Origin of the sequence: Consotaella aegiceratis (genome assembly GCF_036541425.1) — a bacterium.
In the GTDB taxonomy this organism is placed as follows: Bacteria; Pseudomonadota; Alphaproteobacteria; order Rhizobiales; family Rhizobiaceae; genus Consotaella; species Consotaella aegiceratis.
This window is the reverse complement of record NZ_JAZHFT010000001.1, coordinates 25,870-44,505: the sequence shown is the minus strand read 5'-3', so window position 1 is coordinate 44,505 and position 18,636 is coordinate 25,870. Positions and strand designations below refer to the sequence as shown.

Annotated in this window: 19 protein-coding genes; 9 read left to right on the top strand and 10 right to left on the bottom strand. The window is 64.5% G+C overall.

Going from position 1 to position 18,636, the window contains the following annotated elements; translation table 11 throughout:
* Positions 1–15: 15 nt before the first annotated feature.
* From SMD10_RS00195 to SMD10_RS00170, 6 genes are all read right to left on the bottom strand, one after another.
* Entirely contained in the window at positions 16–858 is an 843-nt protein-coding gene (locus SMD10_RS00195) for a sugar phosphate isomerase/epimerase family protein (protein WP_331683608.1), read from the bottom strand.
* Positions 859–932: 74 nt separating this feature from the next.
* Entirely contained in the window at positions 933–1,412 is a 480-nt protein-coding gene (locus SMD10_RS00190; RefSeq protein ID WP_331683607.1) for a VOC family protein, read from the bottom strand.
* A gap of 33 nt (positions 1,413–1,445) precedes the next feature.
* Complete coding sequence (locus SMD10_RS00185) at positions 1,446–2,693, bottom strand: ABC transporter substrate-binding protein (RefSeq protein ID WP_331683606.1); 1,248 nt, start codon at positions 2,691–2,693, stop codon at positions 1,446–1,448.
* A 28-nt stretch (positions 2,694–2,721) separates the two neighbouring features.
* Positions 2,722–3,825 carry an ABC transporter ATP-binding protein gene (locus tag SMD10_RS00180; protein ID WP_331683605.1) on the bottom strand — a complete coding sequence of 368 codons (1,104 nt, stop codon included), beginning with the start codon at positions 3,823–3,825 and terminating at the stop codon, positions 2,722–2,724.
* A gap of 3 nt (positions 3,826–3,828) precedes the next feature.
* Positions 3,829–4,764 carry a carbohydrate ABC transporter permease gene (locus tag SMD10_RS00175; protein ID WP_331683604.1) on the bottom strand — a complete coding sequence of 312 codons (936 nt, stop codon included), beginning with the start codon at positions 4,762–4,764 and terminating at the stop codon, positions 3,829–3,831.
* Positions 4,761–5,657, bottom strand: a complete 897-nt coding sequence (locus SMD10_RS00170) for a carbohydrate ABC transporter permease (RefSeq protein ID WP_331683603.1) — start codon at positions 5,655–5,657, stop codon at positions 4,761–4,763. Before SMD10_RS00170 ends, SMD10_RS00175 begins: the two co-directional genes overlap by 4 nt.
* 232 nt (positions 5,658–5,889) lie before the next feature.
* On the opposite strand from SMD10_RS00170, the gene SMD10_RS00165 reads away from it, so the two are divergent.
* From SMD10_RS00165 to SMD10_RS00155, 3 genes are all read left to right on the top strand, one after another.
* Entirely contained in the window at positions 5,890–6,705 is an 816-nt protein-coding gene (locus SMD10_RS00165; RefSeq protein WP_331683602.1) for an aldo/keto reductase, read from the top strand.
* Positions 6,706–6,835: 130 nt separating this feature from the next.
* Positions 6,836–7,279, top strand: coding sequence for a VOC family protein (locus tag SMD10_RS00160; protein ID WP_432757143.1), 444 nt, complete (start codon positions 6,836–6,838; stop codon positions 7,277–7,279).
* A 184-nt stretch (positions 7,280–7,463) separates the two neighbouring features.
* Entirely contained in the window at positions 7,464–8,528 is a 1,065-nt protein-coding gene (locus SMD10_RS00155) for a LacI family DNA-binding transcriptional regulator (RefSeq protein ID WP_331683601.1), read from the top strand.
* Positions 8,529–8,571: 43 nt separating this feature from the next.
* Here SMD10_RS00155 and SMD10_RS00150 read toward each other — a convergent pair whose 3' ends face one another.
* From SMD10_RS00150 to SMD10_RS00135, 4 genes are all read right to left on the bottom strand, one after another.
* Positions 8,572–9,540, bottom strand: a complete 969-nt coding sequence (locus SMD10_RS00150) for a Gfo/Idh/MocA family protein (RefSeq protein ID WP_331683600.1) — start codon at positions 9,538–9,540, stop codon at positions 8,572–8,574.
* Between the two features lie 86 nt (positions 9,541–9,626).
* Positions 9,627–10,796, bottom strand: coding sequence for a mandelate racemase/muconate lactonizing enzyme family protein (locus SMD10_RS00145; protein ID WP_331683599.1), 1,170 nt, complete (start codon positions 10,794–10,796; stop codon positions 9,627–9,629).
* A 277-nt stretch (positions 10,797–11,073) separates the two neighbouring features.
* Positions 11,074–11,508, bottom strand: coding sequence for a VOC family protein (locus SMD10_RS00140; RefSeq protein ID WP_331683598.1), 435 nt, complete (start codon positions 11,506–11,508; stop codon positions 11,074–11,076).
* Positions 11,509–11,562: 54 nt separating this feature from the next.
* Positions 11,563–12,258, bottom strand: a complete 696-nt coding sequence (locus SMD10_RS00135) for an RraA family protein (protein WP_331683597.1) — start codon at positions 12,256–12,258, stop codon at positions 11,563–11,565.
* A gap of 111 nt (positions 12,259–12,369) precedes the next feature.
* Between SMD10_RS00135 and SMD10_RS00130 the strand changes: the two genes are divergently transcribed.
* The 6 genes from SMD10_RS00130 to SMD10_RS00105 all read left to right on the top strand — a co-directional run bounded on the left by SMD10_RS00130 (position 12,370) and on the right by SMD10_RS00105 (position 18,599).
* Positions 12,370–13,152 carry an IclR family transcriptional regulator gene (locus SMD10_RS00130; protein WP_331683596.1) on the top strand — a complete coding sequence of 261 codons (783 nt, stop codon included), beginning with the start codon at positions 12,370–12,372 and terminating at the stop codon, positions 13,150–13,152.
* A gap of 478 nt (positions 13,153–13,630) precedes the next feature.
* On the top strand, positions 13,631–14,884 hold the full coding sequence (locus SMD10_RS00125) for an ABC transporter substrate-binding protein (protein WP_331683595.1): 1,254 nt from the start codon (positions 13,631–13,633) through the stop codon (positions 14,882–14,884).
* Positions 14,885–14,957: 73 nt separating this feature from the next.
* A complete protein-coding gene (locus SMD10_RS00120) occupies positions 14,958–15,818 on the top strand; it encodes a carbohydrate ABC transporter permease (RefSeq protein WP_331683594.1) in 861 nt (286 codons plus the stop codon).
* Complete coding sequence (locus SMD10_RS00115; protein ID WP_331683593.1) at positions 15,818–16,651, top strand: carbohydrate ABC transporter permease; 834 nt, start codon at positions 15,818–15,820, stop codon at positions 16,649–16,651. Before SMD10_RS00120 ends, SMD10_RS00115 begins: the two co-directional genes overlap by 1 nt.
* A 10-nt stretch (positions 16,652–16,661) precedes the next feature.
* Entirely contained in the window at positions 16,662–17,480 is an 819-nt protein-coding gene (locus SMD10_RS00110; RefSeq protein ID WP_331683592.1) for an aldo/keto reductase, read from the top strand.
* Positions 17,481–17,534: 54 nt separating this feature from the next.
* Positions 17,535–18,599, top strand: coding sequence for an ABC transporter ATP-binding protein (locus SMD10_RS00105; protein WP_331683591.1), 1,065 nt, complete (start codon positions 17,535–17,537; stop codon positions 18,597–18,599).
* The last annotated feature ends 37 nt before the right edge of the window (positions 18,600–18,636 follow it).

Sequence of the window (18,636 nt, the reverse complement as noted above, 5' to 3'; positions counted from 1 at the left end):
GGGTGCCCCCGGTCCCTAGCTGAACCGAATGCCGAACGGTGCGGCGATTGCGACGAGCCGGTCGCGCGCCCGTGCGTACTCGCTGCCCTCCAGATGCTCGAGCATCAGCGGCACGTCGACATCGAGCTTCTCGAGCTCCGCCAGAAACACCGGATAGTCGAGAATGCCGTCGCCGATGATGACTTCGTCGAAATGCAGGGCCGCGCGGTCATGGAGGACGATATCCTTGGCGTGGCAGCTCACGATATGGGGGCCGAGCTTCTGGAAGCACTCGCGGATCAGGGAGGCGGTATCGAAATAGGTGCGCGGCGTCATCACGAGATTGACCGGATCGACATGGGCCGCGAAGGCCGGCCGATCGACGGCCTTGATCAGGGCGAGAGTGCAATCGACGCTATCGGGCAGGGCATATTGCATCATTTCGAGGGCAAACCGCGTCCGTTGCGGCTCGACCGCGTCGATGATGTAACGCGCCGTCTCCACGGTGGCATCGAAGGCCTCGTCGCCGAGGTTTTTCGGATGCGGGGCGTAGTTGGTCCCGGCCGCGAACGAGCCGATATAGCTGACCGCGCAGCCGACGCCGATGGCGTCGGCGAGGGCGAGCGTCTCGCATGCATAAGCGACGTTCTCCGCGCGCGTCCGCTCGTCCGGCGTGATCAGGTTGCGCCAGATGCCGATCTCGGCGAGTGTCACGTCGGCTTCGGCAAAGGCCGTGGAGATCGCCCTTTGCCGGTCTGTATCGCCGATGGCGCAGGACGGGCAATAGGCGGCGCGATAGCCGAATTCGCGATGGGCCGCCGCAAAGGCCGCCGGATCGTCGGAGCCGACAGGCAGACCATGTCCGCCGAGCCTGATCATGATGCTATCTCCGTCCGGTGGACATGCGATAAGGACCTTTGCAAGATGCGCCTGCCGCAAGAAAGGTCTGACCTCTAGGCGTGGGTCTCCTTGTCCTTGTCCCATTCGAGCAGTTCGATGATCGCGCCCATCTGCGGGGTGGAGTCGAAATATTCGTAGCGGCCGTCCTGCCCTTCGAATTCCCCGTGCTGGATCATCGGCACGCCCTTGGCCGTCAGATAGTCGCGCCGCTGGCCCATGTCGCGGGTCCTGAAGGCGAAGTGATGAAAGCCCGGCCCCTTCTCGTTCAGCTGGTCGCGCCACGTGCTGGGCTCCGGTCCGGGCTCCAGGAATTCCAGATCGATGTTGGCGAAGCGGAAGAGGGCCAGACGGAAGGTGATGGTGGCCGGCTTGCCCTGATAGGTCGCCTGGGCGACCTCCGGGGCGGCGGATTTGCCCCTGTGAGCCGGCTCCTTGCCCGTAAGATCGGCAAACCAGGCCACCGATCTCTCCAGATCGTCGGTGACGAAGCAGAGCTGCATCACGACATCTTCGTCGAGCAGGCGTTTGTCCATTGTCTGGCCCTTTTCTGTGGTTCGGCGATAGCGCTATCCGAAGATGGCGCCGTACTCGTCCTTCAGGTCTTCGATGACGTCGTCGGCCGTCTGGCTGTCGTCGCTCCAGAACGCGTACATCACGTCCCAGATGGCGTGGTGCCAATCGGCGTCAGAGATGTTGAACGGATTCTGGACCGTGCCATCCGGCACCTGCAGCAGCTTGAGGACGACCTGGTTGCACTGGTCGAGCAAGTCCGCCGGAGCATCCAGGCGCGCGGGAGACGATCCCTTCTTCTGGGCGAACCTTCCCGAGACGACGGGATCGAGCGCCGTTTCGGCGAAGGTGTATTCGGCCTGGGTGATCTCCTCGGACTGCCCGCCCAGCAGACCGAAGGCGTCGGATGTCACCGGGACGGCCTTGGCGCCGGGGATCGGGATACAGCCGAAGTCCTTGCCGGGCTCCTTGCCCGCGGCCTTCCACTCACCCTTCATCCAGTCGCCCATGATGTGCATCAGCGCGTGACCGGTGATCACCTGGTTGGTGGTTTCGTTCCACGGCCTGTTCTGGGTTTCGGGCCCGGCTTCCTTGGACAGAGTGCGAACGACATCCACGACGTGCTTGAATTCCGGCGTGTCGAGAGCCGTGATGTCGGGCTTCGGCCCGTAGATGCGATTGTAGATGTCGGGCCCGGCGATCGCGGCGACCATGGCATGCGTCAGATAACCGACCTGGAAGGCCTGGCTGCCGACCGCCGCGGGCTCGAAGCCGGCCTCGCGGACCTTGTCGAAATCGGCCAGCATCTCGTCGACGGAGGTCCAGGATGCAGGGTCGACGCCCGACTTCTCGGCGACCTCCTTGCTGTAGTAGACCATGCCGTCGATGTGGAGCGCCACCGGCACCTTGACGAACTTGCCGTCCACCATCGACAGCTCGCGCACGATCGGAGCGAGGTTGTCGGCGATGCCTTCCGATTTGTAGAGGTCGGTGAGATCCAGCGACAGGTCGCGCTCGGCGAGGTCGCGATAGACGCCGGGATTGGATTCCACGAAGGCGTTGGGCGGGTTGCCGCCGGTCACCATGTTCACCAGGCTGACGTTGACGCCGGAATTGTGCGGGATCGCCAGATCCTTCCAGCTGATGCCCTTTTCGGCGAGAGCGTCGCGCAGGACCTGCAGCGCGCTGACCTCGGCCGGTGTCGACCAGCCGTGATAGACGATGAGCTCTTCGGCCGATGCGATGGACGCCGTGCCCACGAGCAGCGCCGCCGTAAGGCCGATGAGCCTGTTCCTGATAAGCATTGTCATTCCTCCCTTTGCGATGACGTGCCTACATCCGGCACCCCGAGCGGGCGTCGAAGACATTGGCTGTTCCCTTCAGGAAGCTGACGGGAACGGAACGTCCCGGCACCGCCAGCGGCAACTGCGAAGGGTCGATGCGCACCGCCATCAGCTTGGCGCCGTTGGCGAAATAGGCGGTGGCATCCGATCCGGTGCGCTCGCCGTACTGCACGGGCAACTCGAAGGTGGCGGCCGCGCCCGGCAAAGGCTGTCCGAGCGGCCCGAAATGCTCGGGCCTGAGGCCGAGAACGACGTCGCTCCCGTTGCGCGGCGGCTCGGCGAAGGGATAGTCGGAGAGATCGAACGACGCGGCGGCGCCGGCGACATCCGCCCGGACACGGCCCGCCTCGACGCACAATGTGGCCGGCAGCATGTTCATCGCGATCGAGCCGATGAAGCCGGCGACGAAGAGATTGGCGGGGCGCTCGTAGATCTCGTCCGGCGTGCCGAACTGCTGGATGACGCCAGCATCCATGACCGCGATCTTGGTGGCCATGGTCATCGCCTCGATCTGGTCGTGGGTGACGTAGACGATGGTCGATCCCAGTTCCTGATGCAGCTTCTTGATCTCGAGCCGCATCTCGGTGCGCAGCTTGGCATCGAGATTGGACAGCGGCTCGTCGAACAGGAACACGCCCACCTGCTTGACCAGCGCCCGGCCGATGGCGACGCGCTGGCGCTGACCGCCCGACAATTGCGACGGCTTGCGGTCGAGCAGCGGCTCGATCTGCAGGAGCCTGGCGGCCCAGGCGATGCGGCGTTCGACCTCGGCCTTGTCCAGCTTGAAGGCGGCGAGACCGAACTTCAGGTTTCCGCGCACCGTCTTGGTCGGATAAAGCGCATAGGACTGGAACACCATGGCCAGACCCCGATCCTTGGGGTCGAGCTCGGTGACGTCCCGCTCGCCGATCGAAATGCGCCCGTCGGTGACGTCGAGAAGCCCCGCCAGCAGGTTTAGGAGCGTGGTCTTGCCGCAGCCGGACGGCCCGAGCAGGACGAGGAAGTCTCCGTCCTCGATCGAAAGGTTCAGGTCATCGAGCACGGTGATCGCGCCGTAGGCCTTGACGATATGTTCGAAGCTCAGGCTTGGCATGGCTCACCCCTTGATCGCGCCGGCCGTGATGCCTTGCACGAAGAACTTGCCGAGGAGGAAGTAGATGACGAGAGGCGGAATGGCGGTGAGCAGCGCCGCCGCCATGTTCTCGTTGTAGCGCACCTCGCCGGTGGTGGTGATGACCACGTTGGCCAGGATCACCGTCATCGGCTGGGTGCCAAGCCCGCCGAAGGTCAGGCCGACGAGGAAGTCGTTCCAGATCGAGGTGATCTGCAGGATGAGGACGACGATCAGGATGTTGCCCGACATCGGCACGATGATCTCGAAGAAGGTGCGCCAGAAGGAGCCGGAATCCATCATCGCGGCGCGCATGATCTCCGGCGGGATGTCCTTGTAGTAGTTGCGGAAGATCAGCGTGAGCAGGGGCATCGACAGCACGGCGTGGACGATGGCGATGGCCCAGACGGTGCCGTAGACCTTCAGCATGCCCGACAGGACGATCAGCGGGATCATGATGATCTGGAACGGCACGAAGGCGCACATGAACAGCAGGAACATGAAGGTTCCCGCCCAGCGCACGTTCCACAGGGCGAGCGCATAGCCGGTGATCGAGGACAGCGTGATCGACAGGATCAGCGAGGGAAACAGGATCGCCAGCGAATTGACGAAGCCGACCTTCAAGCCGTCGCAATTGATGCCGGAGCAGGCGGAGTTCCAGGCGGTGATCCAAGGCTCGATCGTCCAGATCTGCGGCAGCGAGAAGATATCGCCCTGGCGGATCTGATCCATCGTCTTCAAAGAGGTGACCACGATCACGTAGAGCGGGATGGAAAAGAACAGCGCGCACATGCCGAGGAACGCCAGAATGGCGATCGAGCGCGGCTGGATGCGCTTCTTGGGCCGCGGAAAGTAGACGGCACGGGGCGCCGCGCTGGCCCCCGCGCCGACGGCCTCCTGGGTGACCGACAGCTGGCTCATGCCGCGCTCTCCCCGCTGCGGCGCTGCTGCCAGGCGGTCAGCATGACCAGCGGCAGAAAGACCGCGAGCGTGATCAGGAGCATGATCACCGCGGCGGCCGAGGCGTAGCCGAGATTGGACTTCTGCCAGTAGGCGGTGATGGTGAAATAGGCCGGCACCCAGGTGGACTGGCCGGGACCGCCGTTGGTCATCGCCACCACGATGTCGTAGGCCTTGACCACGCCGAGCGAGAGCAGGATGGCGCAGGTGAGAAAGGTGAAGCGCATCATCGGCACGACGATCTCGACATAGAAGCGGATCGTGCCGACGCCGTCGAGACGCGCCGCGCTCCAGATCTCCGAATTGATGCCTTTGAGACCAGCCAGCATCAGCGCCATGTAGAAGCCGGAACCCTGCCAGACCGAGGCGAGGATGATGCCGTAGATCGCCGTGTCGCCGGAGGACAGCCAGTCGAAGCGCACGAAGGTCAGGCCGATCGAGTGAAAGAAGTTCTGCAGGCCGAGATTGGGATCGAACAGCCAGCGCCAGGCCACGCCCGTAACGATCAGCGAGACGGCGAGGGGATAGAGAAAGATCGTGCGGAACAGGCCTTCGCCGCGCTTTTCGCGCTCGATCAGACAGGCGAGGATAAAGCCGAAGACGATCGCCAGCGTGCTGCCGACGCCGAGGATCAGGAGGTTCTTGAGTGCGATCAGCCAGCCGTGATCGCCGAACAGCCGGCTGTATTGCCGGGCCCAATCGGTCCAGTCGATCGCATAGTCGGGAAAGCGCCGGCTGCGCGTGAAGCTGAGATAGATGGTCCAGGCCATCGACCCGATAAAGGCGACGAAGGTGATGACCACCGCCGGCGCCAGCGCGAGTTGCGGCGACCACCGGCTCCACCGGATGTTCATGGATCTCTCTCCCCGCCGCCCGCAGCTCCTCGCCTGTCGGAACGGCCCTCTCGTCCGCCGTTGTCCGGCGTTGTATTACCGGTAAACTATGGCTATGTTGAGCGCGCCGTCAACAGGGAAAACATGTTGCGGCGCAAACGACCGGATGGGGGCCGGTTGGAGATCGAGCGCAAGGCCGCGTGCTTGCGCCGGGAGAGGCTTCGCTCTGGACGGACGGCGGGAGGAGAACGTCATGAAGACCAACCGATGTGGCATGCCGATGATGGGGCTCGGCACCTATGGCCGGACCGGTTCGGAAGGCATGGAGGCCATTCTTGCGGCGCTGGAGATCGGTTACCGTCATCTCGATACGGCCCAAACCTATCGCAACGAGAGCGAGTGCGGCGAGGCGTTCCGTCGGTCCGGCCTGCACCGGGACGAGGTGTTCTTCACCACCAAGATCTCGACGGAGAATTTCGGCGCCGGCAAGCTGGTTCCGTCCTTGCGCGAAAGCCTCGACCGGCTGGGCCTCGATCGGGTCGACCTCACGCTGTTGCACTGGCCGTCGCCGCGCGGAACAGTGCCGCTCGCCGTCTATGTGGACCAGATCAAGGAAGCTCAGGACCTCGGGCTGACCCGCATGATCGGAGTGTCCAACTTCACGCGCGCTCTGCTGGATGAGGCCCAGGCGCTTCTCGGGGAGACCGCGATCGTCAACAACCAGTTCGAGGTGCATCCCTATCTGCAGAACGAACGGCTCGTGCGCCATTGCCTCGATCGGGGTGTCTCGGTCACCTGCTATCTGCCGATCGCGCATGGGCGGCTTTCGGGCGACCAGGGCCTGAAGGCGCTTGCCGATGCCCGGGGATGCAGCATCGAGCAGCTTGCCTTGGCCTATTCCCTGGCGCGCGGCCTCTGCGTCATTCCGGCTTCCGGAAATCCCGATCGCCTGCGGACGAACTTCGCCGCACAGGCAATCGCGCTGAGCGACGACGAGATGCAATCGCTGAGGACATTCGATCGCGGCGAGCGCTATATCGATTTCGACTGGGCGCCGGATTGGGACTGATGAAGCCGATTGACAAGCCGCCCTCGGAGGGTCCACAAGCAATCGTATTACCGGTACAACAAAAATCAGTCGGCGACACTTGCGCCGGCGAGCCGGGATAAGGCCGGAACCACCGGCAAAAGGGGAGGATATGATGCAAGGTGTTGTCGGCGTCGGGCATGTCGCCATCAAGGTCACCGATCTGGACCGTTCGCTCGACTACTACGAGAAACGTCTCGGCTTTCCCGAGATGTTGCGCCTATTCAATGAGGATGGGACGCCCTGGCTGGTCTATCTGAGGATTACCGACGACCAGTATCTGGAGATCTTTCCGGGTGCCGAAAACGATCGCGCTCCGGGATGGAACGCCAATGGCGTCAATCACATCTGCTTCACCATCGACGATCTGGACGCCACGGTCGCGCGCATCGAAGCCACCGGGATCACGCTCCTGTCGCCGATCAAGGATGGCCTCGACGGCAACCGCCAGGCTTGGCTCGAAGACCCCGACGGCAATCGCATCGAGCTGATGGAGATGGCACCGGGCTGCCTGCAGTTCGAGGGCATCAAGCGCCTGCATGCCGAAGGTCGTTGACGCCTCACACTCTTGCAATGGTCCCAGGTCCGTCGCCGGCCGATGGCGTCCGACGTTCAGAGGCCGCGAGTGGCTCCGCGGACCGAGCCGGCCGCAGTGCGCCACGAGCTTGCCGGCGTCGGCGCGTCCCGTATAAGCGGTGGCCGGTTCCGGATCGGCTTCCGAGGTCGAGAGGTATTCGTCGATGAACAAGCCCGGCGCGCGGCTCGCCGACATCGCAGAACGGACCGGCTATTCCAAGAACACCGTGTCGCTGGCCTTGCGGGAAAGTCCGCGCATCCCCGAGGCGACGCGTCTTTTGATCCGCCAGGCGGCGCACGAGCTCAACTACCTGCCGAACCATATCGCCAAGTCGCTGGCGAGCCGCGAGACCAAGACCGTCGGACTGATTCTCGCCGACATCACCAATCCCATTCTGACCGAGACGTCGAAGGCCATCGAAAAGGCGCTGGCCAAGCTCGGCTACGGAACGCTGTTCGCCACCTCCAACAACACCCTGCGCGAAGAGATCGCCGCGGTGGAGATGTTCCGCTCGCGGCAGGTCGACGGGCTGCTCGTCTACCCGGCGCGCGGTCATCGCGACTATCGGCATCTGATCGATCTCCGCCAAGCCAACTTTCCGGTGGTGATGCTCATTCCCGGCGAGGCCATCGGCGTCGATATGGTCAGCGTCGACGAGCGCCTCGGCGCCTACAAGGCGGTCCGGCATCTGATCGACCTGGGGCATCGGCGGATCGGGACGCTGGACGGCAGCAATCCCGGAGGCAACCGGCAGAAGTTCGACGGCTATCTGGAGGCGCTGCGCCAGGCCGACATTCCGTTCGAGCCGGACTGGCAGGTGGAGCCGGCGGGGTTCACGCCCGCGGCCGGCTATTGGGCGATGGATACGCTGATGAGCACGGCGCGCCCGAGCGCGGTGTTCGTCGCCAACGACTATATCGCCGTCGGTGCCGTCCGCTGGTGTCAGAAGCGGGGCCTGCGCATCCCCGAAGACGTGGCGCTGATCGGTTTCGACAATCTCGAGATCGGCGAGTTTCTGGGAACACCTCTCTCCAGCGTCAACTACGAGACCGACGTGCTCGTGCGCATGGCGATCGAGCGGTTGCTGCGGCTCATCAAGGCGCGTGGAGTCCTGCCCGAACCGCGCGTGACGCTGGTCGAGCCCGAACTGGTGATCCGCGACAGCACGGGTCATGCGCGCCGTGTGCCGGAAGCGGAGCGACAGGCCGTGGCCGTGCCCGGCTCCTGAGCGGGAGGCATCGGGGCCGACCGCCGAGCCTGATCGCCAGCCTCTATCGCGAAAATCCGGCTGCCGCGTAGATCGCATCGATGGCGCGCATGTTGCCGATGGCGTCGGCGCCGCCGGTCGGCAGAACCGTGCCGTTGCCGACGGCGTCGACCAGCGCCGCCAACTGGTAGTCGTAGGTCGTGCCGCCGGCGACCGTGTGCTCCCGGAACGAGCCGTCGAGCCATTCGCGGATCGAGTGTCCTTTGTGCGGCAGGCAGGGATTGTCCAGTTCGACGACGCCGTTTTCCGCCTCGATGCGCAGGAGGCCGCGATAGGGCGGGCGCGCCAGATCGGCGAGGAATGACGCGTTCACCCCGCCTGCGAAGCCGAGATCCGCGGCGATGCATCGGTCGATACCCAGTTCTGTCCGGTCCGCCGTCGCGCTCAGGACGGTCGGTTCGCTGCCGAGAAAGCTGCGCAGCCAATGCAGGGGATAGCAGCCGAGATCCATCATCGCGCCGCCACCCTGGGCTGGATCGTAGCGGATGTTCTCGGGATCGTAGGGCACGTCGACCAGGAATTCCGCCCTGGCGCTCCGGATCGCACCCAGCCGGCCGCTCGTCTTGAGGTCGAGGAGATGGAGGAAGGCCGGATGATAGCGGTCGTGAAAAGCTTCCATCAGCACGCGACCCGCCCTGTCGGCGGCGGCGACCATGCGGGTTGCCTCTTCTGCAGTCATCGCGATCGGCTTTTCGCACAGCACGTGCTTGCCCGCCTCGAGCGCCTTGATTGTCCATTCGGCATGGGCGACGGGCGGCAGGCAGTTGTAGATGATGTCGATCGCCGGATCGGCGATCAGTTCGTCATAGCTGGCGTAGACCAAGGGAATGTCGTGCTCTCGCGCATAGGCGCGCCCAGCCTCGGCCCGGAGGGAAGCGACGGCATGAACGCGCGTCTCAGGATTTCTGCGCGCCGGCTGGATGATGGAGCGCGGCGCGATGCCGGCGGCCCCCAGAATGCCGATCGTGATCATCGATGGTCCTCCCTTGGGTCCCTGCCGACTCGAGTCCGCCCATTGGATCGGTGCTCGCCAACTGGGCCGTCGCAGGCCATGCCGTTTTACGCCCCGCCGAGCACGGCGTTGCCGCTGGCGATGCCGCGGACGTTCATCGATCCGTCGAACAGCGGCACGTCCGTTGGCTGATAGGGAAAGCGCCCGCAGGCGTCCTCATCGATCTCGACGCCGAGACCGGGCGCGGTCGGCGCCAGGATCGTGCCGTCCCGGAAAATGATCGATTCCCGCACGATCTCCCGGCGCCACGGCGCATCGATCATCACCATCTCGAAGATCGTGAAATTCGGGATCGCCAGCGACAGGTGCAGCGTCATGGCGTTCATCACCGGTCCGGTGGGATTGTGCGGCGCCACCGGGATCATCCGGTTGTGGGCCAGGCCCGCGACCCACTTGGCGGCAGCCATGCCGCCACAATGGCAGACGTCGGGCTGAAGCACGTCGACGGCGTTCTTGGCGATCGCCTCCATGAAGCGGTCCGGCACGTAATAGCGCTCGCCGGCGGCGATCGGCACCCGGCTGTTGCGGCGCACGTCGGCCAGCGCGTCGATGCTGTCGGGCGGTGTCGGCTCCTCGATCCAGCGCAGATTGAAGCGCTCCAGGTCGCGCGCGATAGCGATCGAACTCGGCACGTTGAGGCGGCCGTGGAAGTCGAGCATCAGGTCGATGTCCTCGCCAACCTCGGCGCGCACCGCCTCGACGATCTCCACCGCCGTCATGCGCTGGGCCCGGCTCAGATCGAGGCTGGCGCTGCCGAGCGGATCCCATTTCAGCGCCTTCAGCCCCTGATCGACCGCCACACGGGCCAGCCGCGCGTGATCCTCGGGTGTGACCGCGCCGAAGAACCAGTGGTTGCCGTAGCAGGCCACGGCATCGCGCTGGCGGCCGCCCAGCAGTTCGTAGACCGGCACGCCCAGGGCCTTGCCCTTGATGTCGAGCATCGCCGCTTCGACGGCTCCCAGCGCGCTGCGGAATACGGCGCCGTCGCGCCAGTAGCTGTCGCGATGCATGGTCTCGATGTGCAGGTCGACCTGGAAGGGATCCTTGCCGATCAAATAGCGCTTCAATTCGGCCAACGCGCCGACGACGGTTTCGGTCTTCCATTCCAGCGTCGCTTCGCCGACCCCCTCGATGCCGTCGTCGGTATAGAGCTTGACGAAGACGAGGTTGGTGCGCGCCACGTTGGCGACGAACAGCTTTTGATCGACGATTTTCATGGTTCAGGGCCTCCCGTCGTGTCGGCGACAGCTTGGCGGTGAAGGGGTGGCGGCGGAAGGGTCGCCAATCTGAATTCTGCGCATTTCGGCCCACGCCGCGAGGCTTCGCATGCTCCGCGTGAAGTCCAGCTGCAGGGCTCACGGCGCCTTACGTCGGTAAAAAGGCGCGCTGGTGGCATATTCGCCGGGGGCATGGGACAAACGCCACCATGGGAGATCGTCGCAGCCGGTACGCTCAACACAACGAACGGCTGCAACGATCCGGCGGGCATGCCCCTCAGCCTGCGCCCGCCATGGCGCGAATGGCCTGAAGCTGTTTGCACGCCGGGTCCATCTGCATGAATTCGATCCGGTTGCCGTCCGGATCCTTGATCCAGAATTGCCAATTGCCGTCGGCGGCCTGCTTCTTGGGTGAGGAAAACGGAATGCCGAGCGCGACGACTTCGGCTTCGGCCTTGTCGATATCGGCGACGGTCAGGCAGAAATGATTCTGTCCGACGGTCATCGGGCCGGGTGCCTCGTCGCCTTCGCCCTCCGGAAAGACCTCGAGATACTGGTCGTCGGTGATGCGCAGATAGACCAGCCAGACGCGGTCGTCGCGATTGAGGCGGAACATCTCGGGCAGGCCGAGCTTGTCCGCGTAGAAGGCGAGGGAGGCGTCGAGATCCTTGACGCGGATCGCCACATGCCCGACGGATTCGATGGTAACCATTTCCCAGTCCTGTTCTCAGGTTCGATGCTCGAAGCGAGCCGTTCGCAGGGTCGCCTAGAGGCGGCCGTATTTCGCAAAGACGTCGGCGACGTCGGCGCCCTCCATGACCTCCTGGCGTGTGCGGGTTTCGAGCCGCTCGACCTCTTCGGCCTTGCTCAGGACCTCGTCGAGAAGGCCGTCGGGGATCACCAGGACGCCGTCCATGTCTCCGAAGATCCAGTCGCCCGGTTCGACGCGGATGTAGGCAGACAGGGTGCCGGACACGACGACCGGTCCCTCGATCCGAGAGATGCGGGTGCGCAGTCGCGACTCGATCGGCGAGAGATAGCGCGAAAACACGCTCCAGTCGGCCATCTCCAGAAGTTGGCCGCCATCGCGGATGCCGCCGTCGATAACCACGCCGGCGGCGCCCTTGGCCTTGGCCGACGCGCTCATCAACTCGCCCCAATGGCCGGTCTTGCGATCACCGGCCGTGGCGACGAGCACGACGCAGCCTTGGTACATTCGGCGGAAGAAGGTCAGCTTGGCGACCTCGTCATAGTCGTATTCGGCATCGGTTCGCGGATCGTTGGTGGTGGCCACGGTAAAGGCCGGCCCGGCGATCTTCATGGCGCGGTCGAGCGGCCGGATGCCGAGATCCATGCACTGGTTGGGCAGGCCCATCTCGTCCAGAATGTCGTAGACGGCCGCCGTATAGAGCTTTTTCAGGCGGGATGAGCAGTCGGCGATCTCGCCGGATGAACGCGTCATCGATGGTTCCTCCCAGACGAAGCGTTGCATATATGAATTCATATTTGAACTATACAAATTCAGTTTATCGATGTTAGGGACAAGGGACGCGAGTTGTCAATGAGGACGAAGATGGCCCGGACCCCTTCCGCCGAGGCGCAGGCAAAGCATCGCATTCCGGTCATCGAGAGGATGATGGGAATCCTGGCGGCGCTGGAGTCGATGGAGAATGGCGCGACGATCCTCGATTTGGTCGCCATGCTGGATGTTCCGCAAACGACGGTCTACCGGATTCTCAACACGCTGGCGACGTACGATATGGTTCGGCGCGACGGCCAGGGCCGCTACCAACTGGGCGATCGCCTGCTGTCCTTGGCCTCCCATGTGGCGCGCGACGCGGGTGGCCGCGATCTGGTCAACGCCGCCCAGAAGTACATGGATCGGCTGACGGCGGAGCTCGGCGAAAGCGTCAAGCTCTCTGTCGCCGACGACGACAAGGTGCTGGTGGTCGCGACGGCCCGCGGGCGGCGCGACTATGCGCTCGGCGTTTCGGTCGGCCAGCGACTGCCGCTGCATGCCGGCGCGTCCGGCAAGCTTCTGCTCAGCTACTATCCCGCTGATGTGCAGGACAAGATCCTGAGCCGGCCGCTGCAACGGGTGACCGAGGCGACCATTTGCGATCCCGAGCAGCTGCGCATCGACCTGCGGCGCATCCGGTCGCGCGGCTACGCCACGGATTCCGGCGAAGGCATGGCTGGCATCAAGGCCTTCGCCGTGCCGATCCTGGATTCGGGCGGCAGCGCCATCGGGGCCTTGAGCGTGCCGTTTCTCGCCCAGAACAGGCGAAGCGACGAGGATCAGATCATCGCCGCCTTGCTTCGGACGGCCCGTGAACTGGAATCCGAACTGCCCTGATCGGCATCTTGCCGCCAAGTCGAGCGGATTGCGCCACGGATACGCTTACGATGAGCGGGTTTCGGGTGTCTCGACGGGCCAGCTGGCGGTAGGCGGCCTAGCGGCCGCCCGCCCACCTGACATCGGACCGCAAGCGGCCGTGGCCCCGGTCGTCTCGTCCGCTTCCATTCTTCATGATGTGATCGCCGCCCCGGCGTTGGGGTGGCCGCGCGATGCCACGGCAGGCCGCGACCACGCGACGGCTGGCTGAGAGGCATCCAGAGCCCACTCGCTTGCGCCGAAGTGGGCCATTTGACGCGCCTATGATCATGCGTTACGATCAATTATGAAACGAAAAAGTTCAAATATGAACTTAATGATCTGAAAGGATAAAAGCCATCCGCGGTGCCGGGAGGATCCACGGCCACCACGAACCGATCGGCCGACGTCGGGAGCGTCGGTTGATCCGCGGCATGCTGCCGCTGAAGAGGAGGAAGACATGAACAGGATGCATCGCAGGCTCTCCGCCACTGCGGCGCTGGCGATGGGCGGGTTCTGCCTGCCGGTTGCCGCGACCGCCGGGGAGGTGACGTGGTGGGCACCGAACTGGGAGCAGCCGCGCGTCAATCAGATCATCGAGGATTTCCAGGCCGAATATCCCGACATCAAGGTCAATCTCGAAACCACGGTGGCCGAAGGCCTGCAGAACAAGATCCTGGTGGCTCTGCAGTCGGGCAGTCCGCCCGACGTCATCGACTCGCAGAACGGCTGGAACATTCCGTTCGCGGCGCAGGGGCTTCTTTCCCCGATCGACGAGCTGATGGCCGACAAGGACCTGGACTGGAGCGACTTCCTCGACTCGGGTCTGGCCACCACGAAATACGACGGCGCGGTCTACGGGCTGCCCTACCGGATCGAATCGCATGCGGTGATCATCAATCGCGGCATGTTCCGCGATGCTGGGCTCGATCCCGACAATCCGCCCCAGACCTGGGACGAGTTCGCCGAAGCGGCGAAGGCGCTGACCAAGACGCGGGAAGACGGGACCGAACAATACGGCTTCGCCATCACCGGCGGCGGCGAGTTCGGCAACACCGTCTATCGCTCGGTGCCGTTCCTGCGCATGAACGGCGGCGGCATTCTCGACGCCGACGGCAAGGTTGTCGTGAACACGTCGGAATCCGTGGCGGGGCTGAAGTTCTACACCGACTTCTACACCGACCTGAAGACGTCGCCGCCCTCGACGCTGGAGAACGACGGCATCGCCAACCGCCAGCTGTTTTCCGCCGGCGCCGTGGCCATGTACCAGTCGGGCCAATACGATCTGGCGACGATCCACAAGGAGAACCCGGACATCGAGACGGGCTCGATCATGCTGCCGCATCCCGAGGGCAAGGACACCACGGCGCTGCTCGGCGGCTGGAACTGGATCGTGCCGGCGGACGCGCCGAACAAGGAGGATGCGGCGACGCTGCTCGCCTATCTGGCGCGGCCCGAGGTGATGGGCGTCTATACCGATACCTTCCCGGCCCGCGACAGCGCGATGTCGCAGCCTCGCTTCCAGGACCCGGAGCTGAAGGCCTTCCGCGACATGCTGCCCTATGCCCGCGCCCCGTGGCCGGTTCCGAACTGGACTCAGATGACGCAGACCTACTTCACCTATGTCCAGGAGGTGCTGGTCGGTTCGATGGAACCGCAGGAGGCGATGGACGCGGCGGCCGAGGAAATCGAGCCGCTGACCGAAGGCCAATAAGCGCGCCTTGCAGTCCTCAGAGCCCGCCCCGCTCTTAGGGGCGGGCCGCCATCCCGAAGCCGAGACAGGTTCGATGAAGAAGCTCAGGCTCAATCCGGGCGTGGCCTTCGCGCTTCCCGCACTCGTCGTGCTGGCGCTGCTGATCGTCTACCCGCTGATCTACACCATCATCATGAGTTTTCAGACCCGCACCGGCGGCTGGGCGGGGCTGGCGAACTACGAACGCATCCTGCCCGCGCGGGTCACGCTGATCGCGCTGAAGAACACGTTCGTCTACGTGTTCTGGTCGATCGTCTTCCAGGTCGGCATCGGCACCGCCGCCGGCATCCTGCTCGACCAGAGGTTCGCCGGCCGCGCAACCGCGCGCTCGGTCCTGCTCATTCCCTGGGTCATTCCCGGCATCGTCGCAGCCACGACCTGGGCCTGGATGTTCCACAGCGAGTTCGGGATCATCAACTACATGCTGGTTGAATTCGGCATCATCGACCAGCCGGTCAACTGGCTGAGCAACATCGACACGGTGCTGCCCGCGCTGATCGCCATCAACGTCTGGAAGATGTTTCCCTTCGTGGCGATCATGGTGCTGGCCGGCCTGCAGTCGGTCGACAAGTCGCTCTACGAGGCGGCCCGCGTCGACGGCGCGAGCTTTGCCGACGAAGTGCGCTTCATCATGATCCCGCAGCTCCGGCCGGTGCTGGCCGCCGTTACGCTTCTCCTGGTGATCTGGGGGCTCAATGGCATCACCATCATCTATTCCATCACCCAGGGCGGGCCGGCCAACCGTTCGCTGATCACCCCGATCCAGATCTATCAGACGGCGTTCGAGACCTTCCGTCTGAACGATGCGGCGGCGCTCTCCGTGGCGTTCTTCATCTTCGTTTCGATGCTGGCCGGTCTCTACATCTATCTGACGCAGCGTGGGGAGCTCGATTGATGAGACGACACAGCCCTCTGCTGATGATCGGCATCTATGCCTTCGTGCTGTTGCTGATGGCGATCTCGATCGTGCCGTTCCTGTGGATGCTGTCGTCGTCCGTCAAGCAACTGACCGAACTCTATACCATCCCGCCGCACTGGATCCCGGAGGCGCCGACCTTCGACAACTATCGCAAGGTGCTGTTCGACTCCAACATCCCGCGATACTTCCTCAATTCCGTCGTCATATCCTTCGGATCGACGGTGTTGTCGCTCGCTCTGGCGGTCTTCGCGGCCAACGGCTTCTCGCGGTTCCGCTTCCGCGGCCGCGCGGCGCTGCAGGCGGCCGTGCTGGGTGCACAGCTGCTGCCGACGGCGGCGATCATCGTGCCGCTGTTCATCATTCTGCGCTCGTTCGGGCTCATCAACACCTATCTCGGCCTGATCCTCGTCTACATGATCGTGACGCTGCCGCTCTCGGTGTGGATGCTCGTCGGCTATTTCCGCTCGATCCCGGTGGAGCTGGAAGAGGCGGCGATCATCGACGGCGCCTCGCGTGTCGAGATCCTGTTCAAGATCACGCTGCCGCTGGCCTTGCCGGGCATCGTCGCCGTGGTGGTCTACTCGTTCGTGACGACGTGGAACGAGTTCATCTTCGCCTTGAGCTTCGCGCTCGACAAGAACGTCAAGACGCTGCCCATCGGCCTGTCGGAGTTCACCACCGAATTCACCACCGACTGGGGGGCGGTGATGGCCGCGTCCGTGGTGATGACGCTTCCCATCGCCGTCCTGTTCCTCGCCATGCAGCGCCTCTTCGTGGGCGGCCTGATGGCTGGCGCGACCAAGGGCTGAGGTGCTGCCGATGAACCATGTCGTCACCGACATTCCGCGCCTCGGCCTCGGAACCTTCGGGCGGACGGGCGAAGTGGGAATTGCCGCGATCCAGCGCGCGCTGGAGCTGGGCTACCGCCATATCGACACCGCCCAGTCCTACGGCACGGAGGCGAGCGTGCGCGAGGCGATCCGGCGCTCGGGACTGGCGCGCGAGGCGGTGTTCGTCACCACCAAGGTGGCCGACGTCAACCTCGCGCCGGCGGACTTCCTGCCGAGCGTGGAAGCCAGCCTGCGCGCGCTCGGCACCGAGTGGATCGACCTGTTGCTGATCCATTGGCCGCGGCGCGAGGAGGAGGTGCCGCTCGCCTCCTACATGGAGGCGCTGGCCGAGACGCAGGCCAAGGGCTGGACGCGCCATATCGGGGTCTCGAACTTCACCATCGCACTGTTGGAGCGCAGCGAAACGATCGTGGGGCGGGGCGCGCTCGCGACCAATCAGGTCGAACTGCATCCCTATCTGCAGAACCGGACGCTCGCCGCCTATGCCCGCACCAAGGGTCTGCTGCTGACCGCCTACATGCCGCTCGCCCAGGGTCGCGCGGCCGACGATCCGGTGCTCCGTTCGATGGCGGAACGGCACGAGGTGGAGCCGGGAACGATCGCGCTGGCATGGCTTCTGCAGAACGGGTTCGCGGCAATTCCGGCAACGAGCCGCGAGACGCATCTGGCTTCCAACCTCATGGCGCGGACGGTCAGGCTGTCCGATGCGGAAATGGCCGACATCGACCGGCTCGACCGGGGATCGCGCATCGTCGATCCGGACAAGGCGCCACTCTGGGACGAATAGCGAAGGCGATCTGGACGACACGGCACGGGCCCGTCGGGGCCGGGGGAGACGAAAGTGGCAAAGGTCATCATCAACAACCTGCGCAAGTCGTATGGAAGCGTCGAGGTTCTGCACGGCGTCTCGATCGCCATCGCCGATGGCGAGTTCGTCGTCCTCGTCGGCCCGTCCGGCTGCGGCAAGTCGACCCTGCTGCGCATGATCGCGGGGCTGGAAACGATCACCGGCGGCGAGCTCACCATCGGCGATCGGGTGGTCAACGAGATCGCCCCGAAGGAGCGCGACGTCTCGATGGTGTTTCAGAACTACGCGCTTTATCCGCACATGAGCGTCGCCCAGAACATGGGCTTTTCGCTGCGGCTCCGGAAGGAGCAGGCCGGCGTGATCGACGAGCGCGTGCGGCAGGCTGCCGAGATCCTCGGCCTGACGCCGTATCTCGACCGCTATCCCCGGCAGCTGTCGGGCGGCCAGCGCCAGCGCGTCGCCATGGGCCGCGCGATCGTGCGCAAGCCGGCGGTGTTTCTCTTCGACGAGCCGCTGTCGAACCTCGATGCCAAGCTGCGCGTCCAGATGCGCACCGAAATCCGCCAGTTGCACCAACGCCTGACGACGACCACGATCTACGTCACCCACGACCAGATCGAGGCGATGACCATGGCCGATCGGATCGTGGTGATGAACGCCGGCAAGATCGAGCAGATCGGCGCTCCGCTCGATCTCTACGATCGGCCGAGCAACCTCTTCGTCGCAGGCTTCATCGGCTCGCCGGGAATGAACATGCTGCGCGGCCGGGTGAGCGCGCAACGCCCCGGCATGTTCGAAACCGACGCCGGCGGCGAACTGCCGCTGCCCGAAGGGGCCGGCATGGAGGCCGATCGCCCGCTGATCTATGGCATCCGCCCCGAACACCTGATCATCGATCCGGCCGGCATCCCCTTCACGGTCGAGGTGGTGGAGCCGACCGGGGCGGAGTTCCATCTCCTCATGCGTGCCGGCGGTGACCTGTTCACAGGCTCGTTCCGCGAGCGTATCACGGCACGTCCGGGAGAGACGATTTCGGTCCGTCCCGATCTCTCGCGGGCTCATCTGTTCGATGTCGAAAGCGGCCGGCGCGTCGGCTGAGCCCCTCGCTGCCGTGTCGCGCCGGGATCACCGCAGG

Bases quoted from the DNA above. Each gene is read 5' to 3' on its own strand.
- SMD10_RS00195 (WP_331683608.1), bottom strand. From the start codon at position 858: ATGATCAGGCTCGGCGGACATGGTCTGCCTGTCGGCTCCGACGATCCG.
- SMD10_RS00190 (WP_331683607.1), bottom strand. From the start codon at position 1,412: ATGGACAAACGCCTGCTCGACGAAGATGTCGTGATGCAGCTCTGCTTC.
- SMD10_RS00185 (WP_331683606.1), bottom strand. From the start codon at position 2,693: ATGCTTATCAGGAACAGGCTCATCGGCCTTACGGCGGCGCTGCTCGTG.
- SMD10_RS00180 (WP_331683605.1), bottom strand. From the start codon at position 3,825: ATGCCAAGCCTGAGCTTCGAACATATCGTCAAGGCCTACGGCGCGATC.
- SMD10_RS00175 (WP_331683604.1), bottom strand. From the start codon at position 4,764: ATGAGCCAGCTGTCGGTCACCCAGGAGGCCGTCGGCGCGGGGGCCAGC.
- SMD10_RS00170 (WP_331683603.1), bottom strand. From the start codon at position 5,657: ATGAACATCCGGTGGAGCCGGTGGTCGCCGCAACTCGCGCTGGCGCCG.
- SMD10_RS00165 (WP_331683602.1), top strand. From the start codon at position 5,890: ATGAAGACCAACCGATGTGGCATGCCGATGATGGGGCTCGGCACCTAT.
- SMD10_RS00160 (WP_432757143.1), top strand. From the start codon at position 6,836: ATGATGCAAGGTGTTGTCGGCGTCGGGCATGTCGCCATCAAGGTCACC.
- SMD10_RS00155 (WP_331683601.1), top strand. From the start codon at position 7,464: ATGAACAAGCCCGGCGCGCGGCTCGCCGACATCGCAGAACGGACCGGC.
- SMD10_RS00150 (WP_331683600.1), bottom strand. From the start codon at position 9,540: ATGATCACGATCGGCATTCTGGGGGCCGCCGGCATCGCGCCGCGCTCC.
- SMD10_RS00145 (WP_331683599.1), bottom strand. From the start codon at position 10,796: ATGAAAATCGTCGATCAAAAGCTGTTCGTCGCCAACGTGGCGCGCACC.
- SMD10_RS00140 (WP_331683598.1), bottom strand. From the start codon at position 11,508: ATGGTTACCATCGAATCCGTCGGGCATGTGGCGATCCGCGTCAAGGAT.
- SMD10_RS00135 (WP_331683597.1), bottom strand. From the start codon at position 12,258: ATGACGCGTTCATCCGGCGAGATCGCCGACTGCTCATCCCGCCTGAAA.
- SMD10_RS00130 (WP_331683596.1), top strand. From the start codon at position 12,370: ATGGCCCGGACCCCTTCCGCCGAGGCGCAGGCAAAGCATCGCATTCCG.
- SMD10_RS00125 (WP_331683595.1), top strand. From the start codon at position 13,631: ATGAACAGGATGCATCGCAGGCTCTCCGCCACTGCGGCGCTGGCGATG.
- SMD10_RS00120 (WP_331683594.1), top strand. From the start codon at position 14,958: ATGAAGAAGCTCAGGCTCAATCCGGGCGTGGCCTTCGCGCTTCCCGCA.
- SMD10_RS00115 (WP_331683593.1), top strand. From the start codon at position 15,818: ATGAGACGACACAGCCCTCTGCTGATGATCGGCATCTATGCCTTCGTG.
- SMD10_RS00110 (WP_331683592.1), top strand. From the start codon at position 16,662: ATGAACCATGTCGTCACCGACATTCCGCGCCTCGGCCTCGGAACCTTC.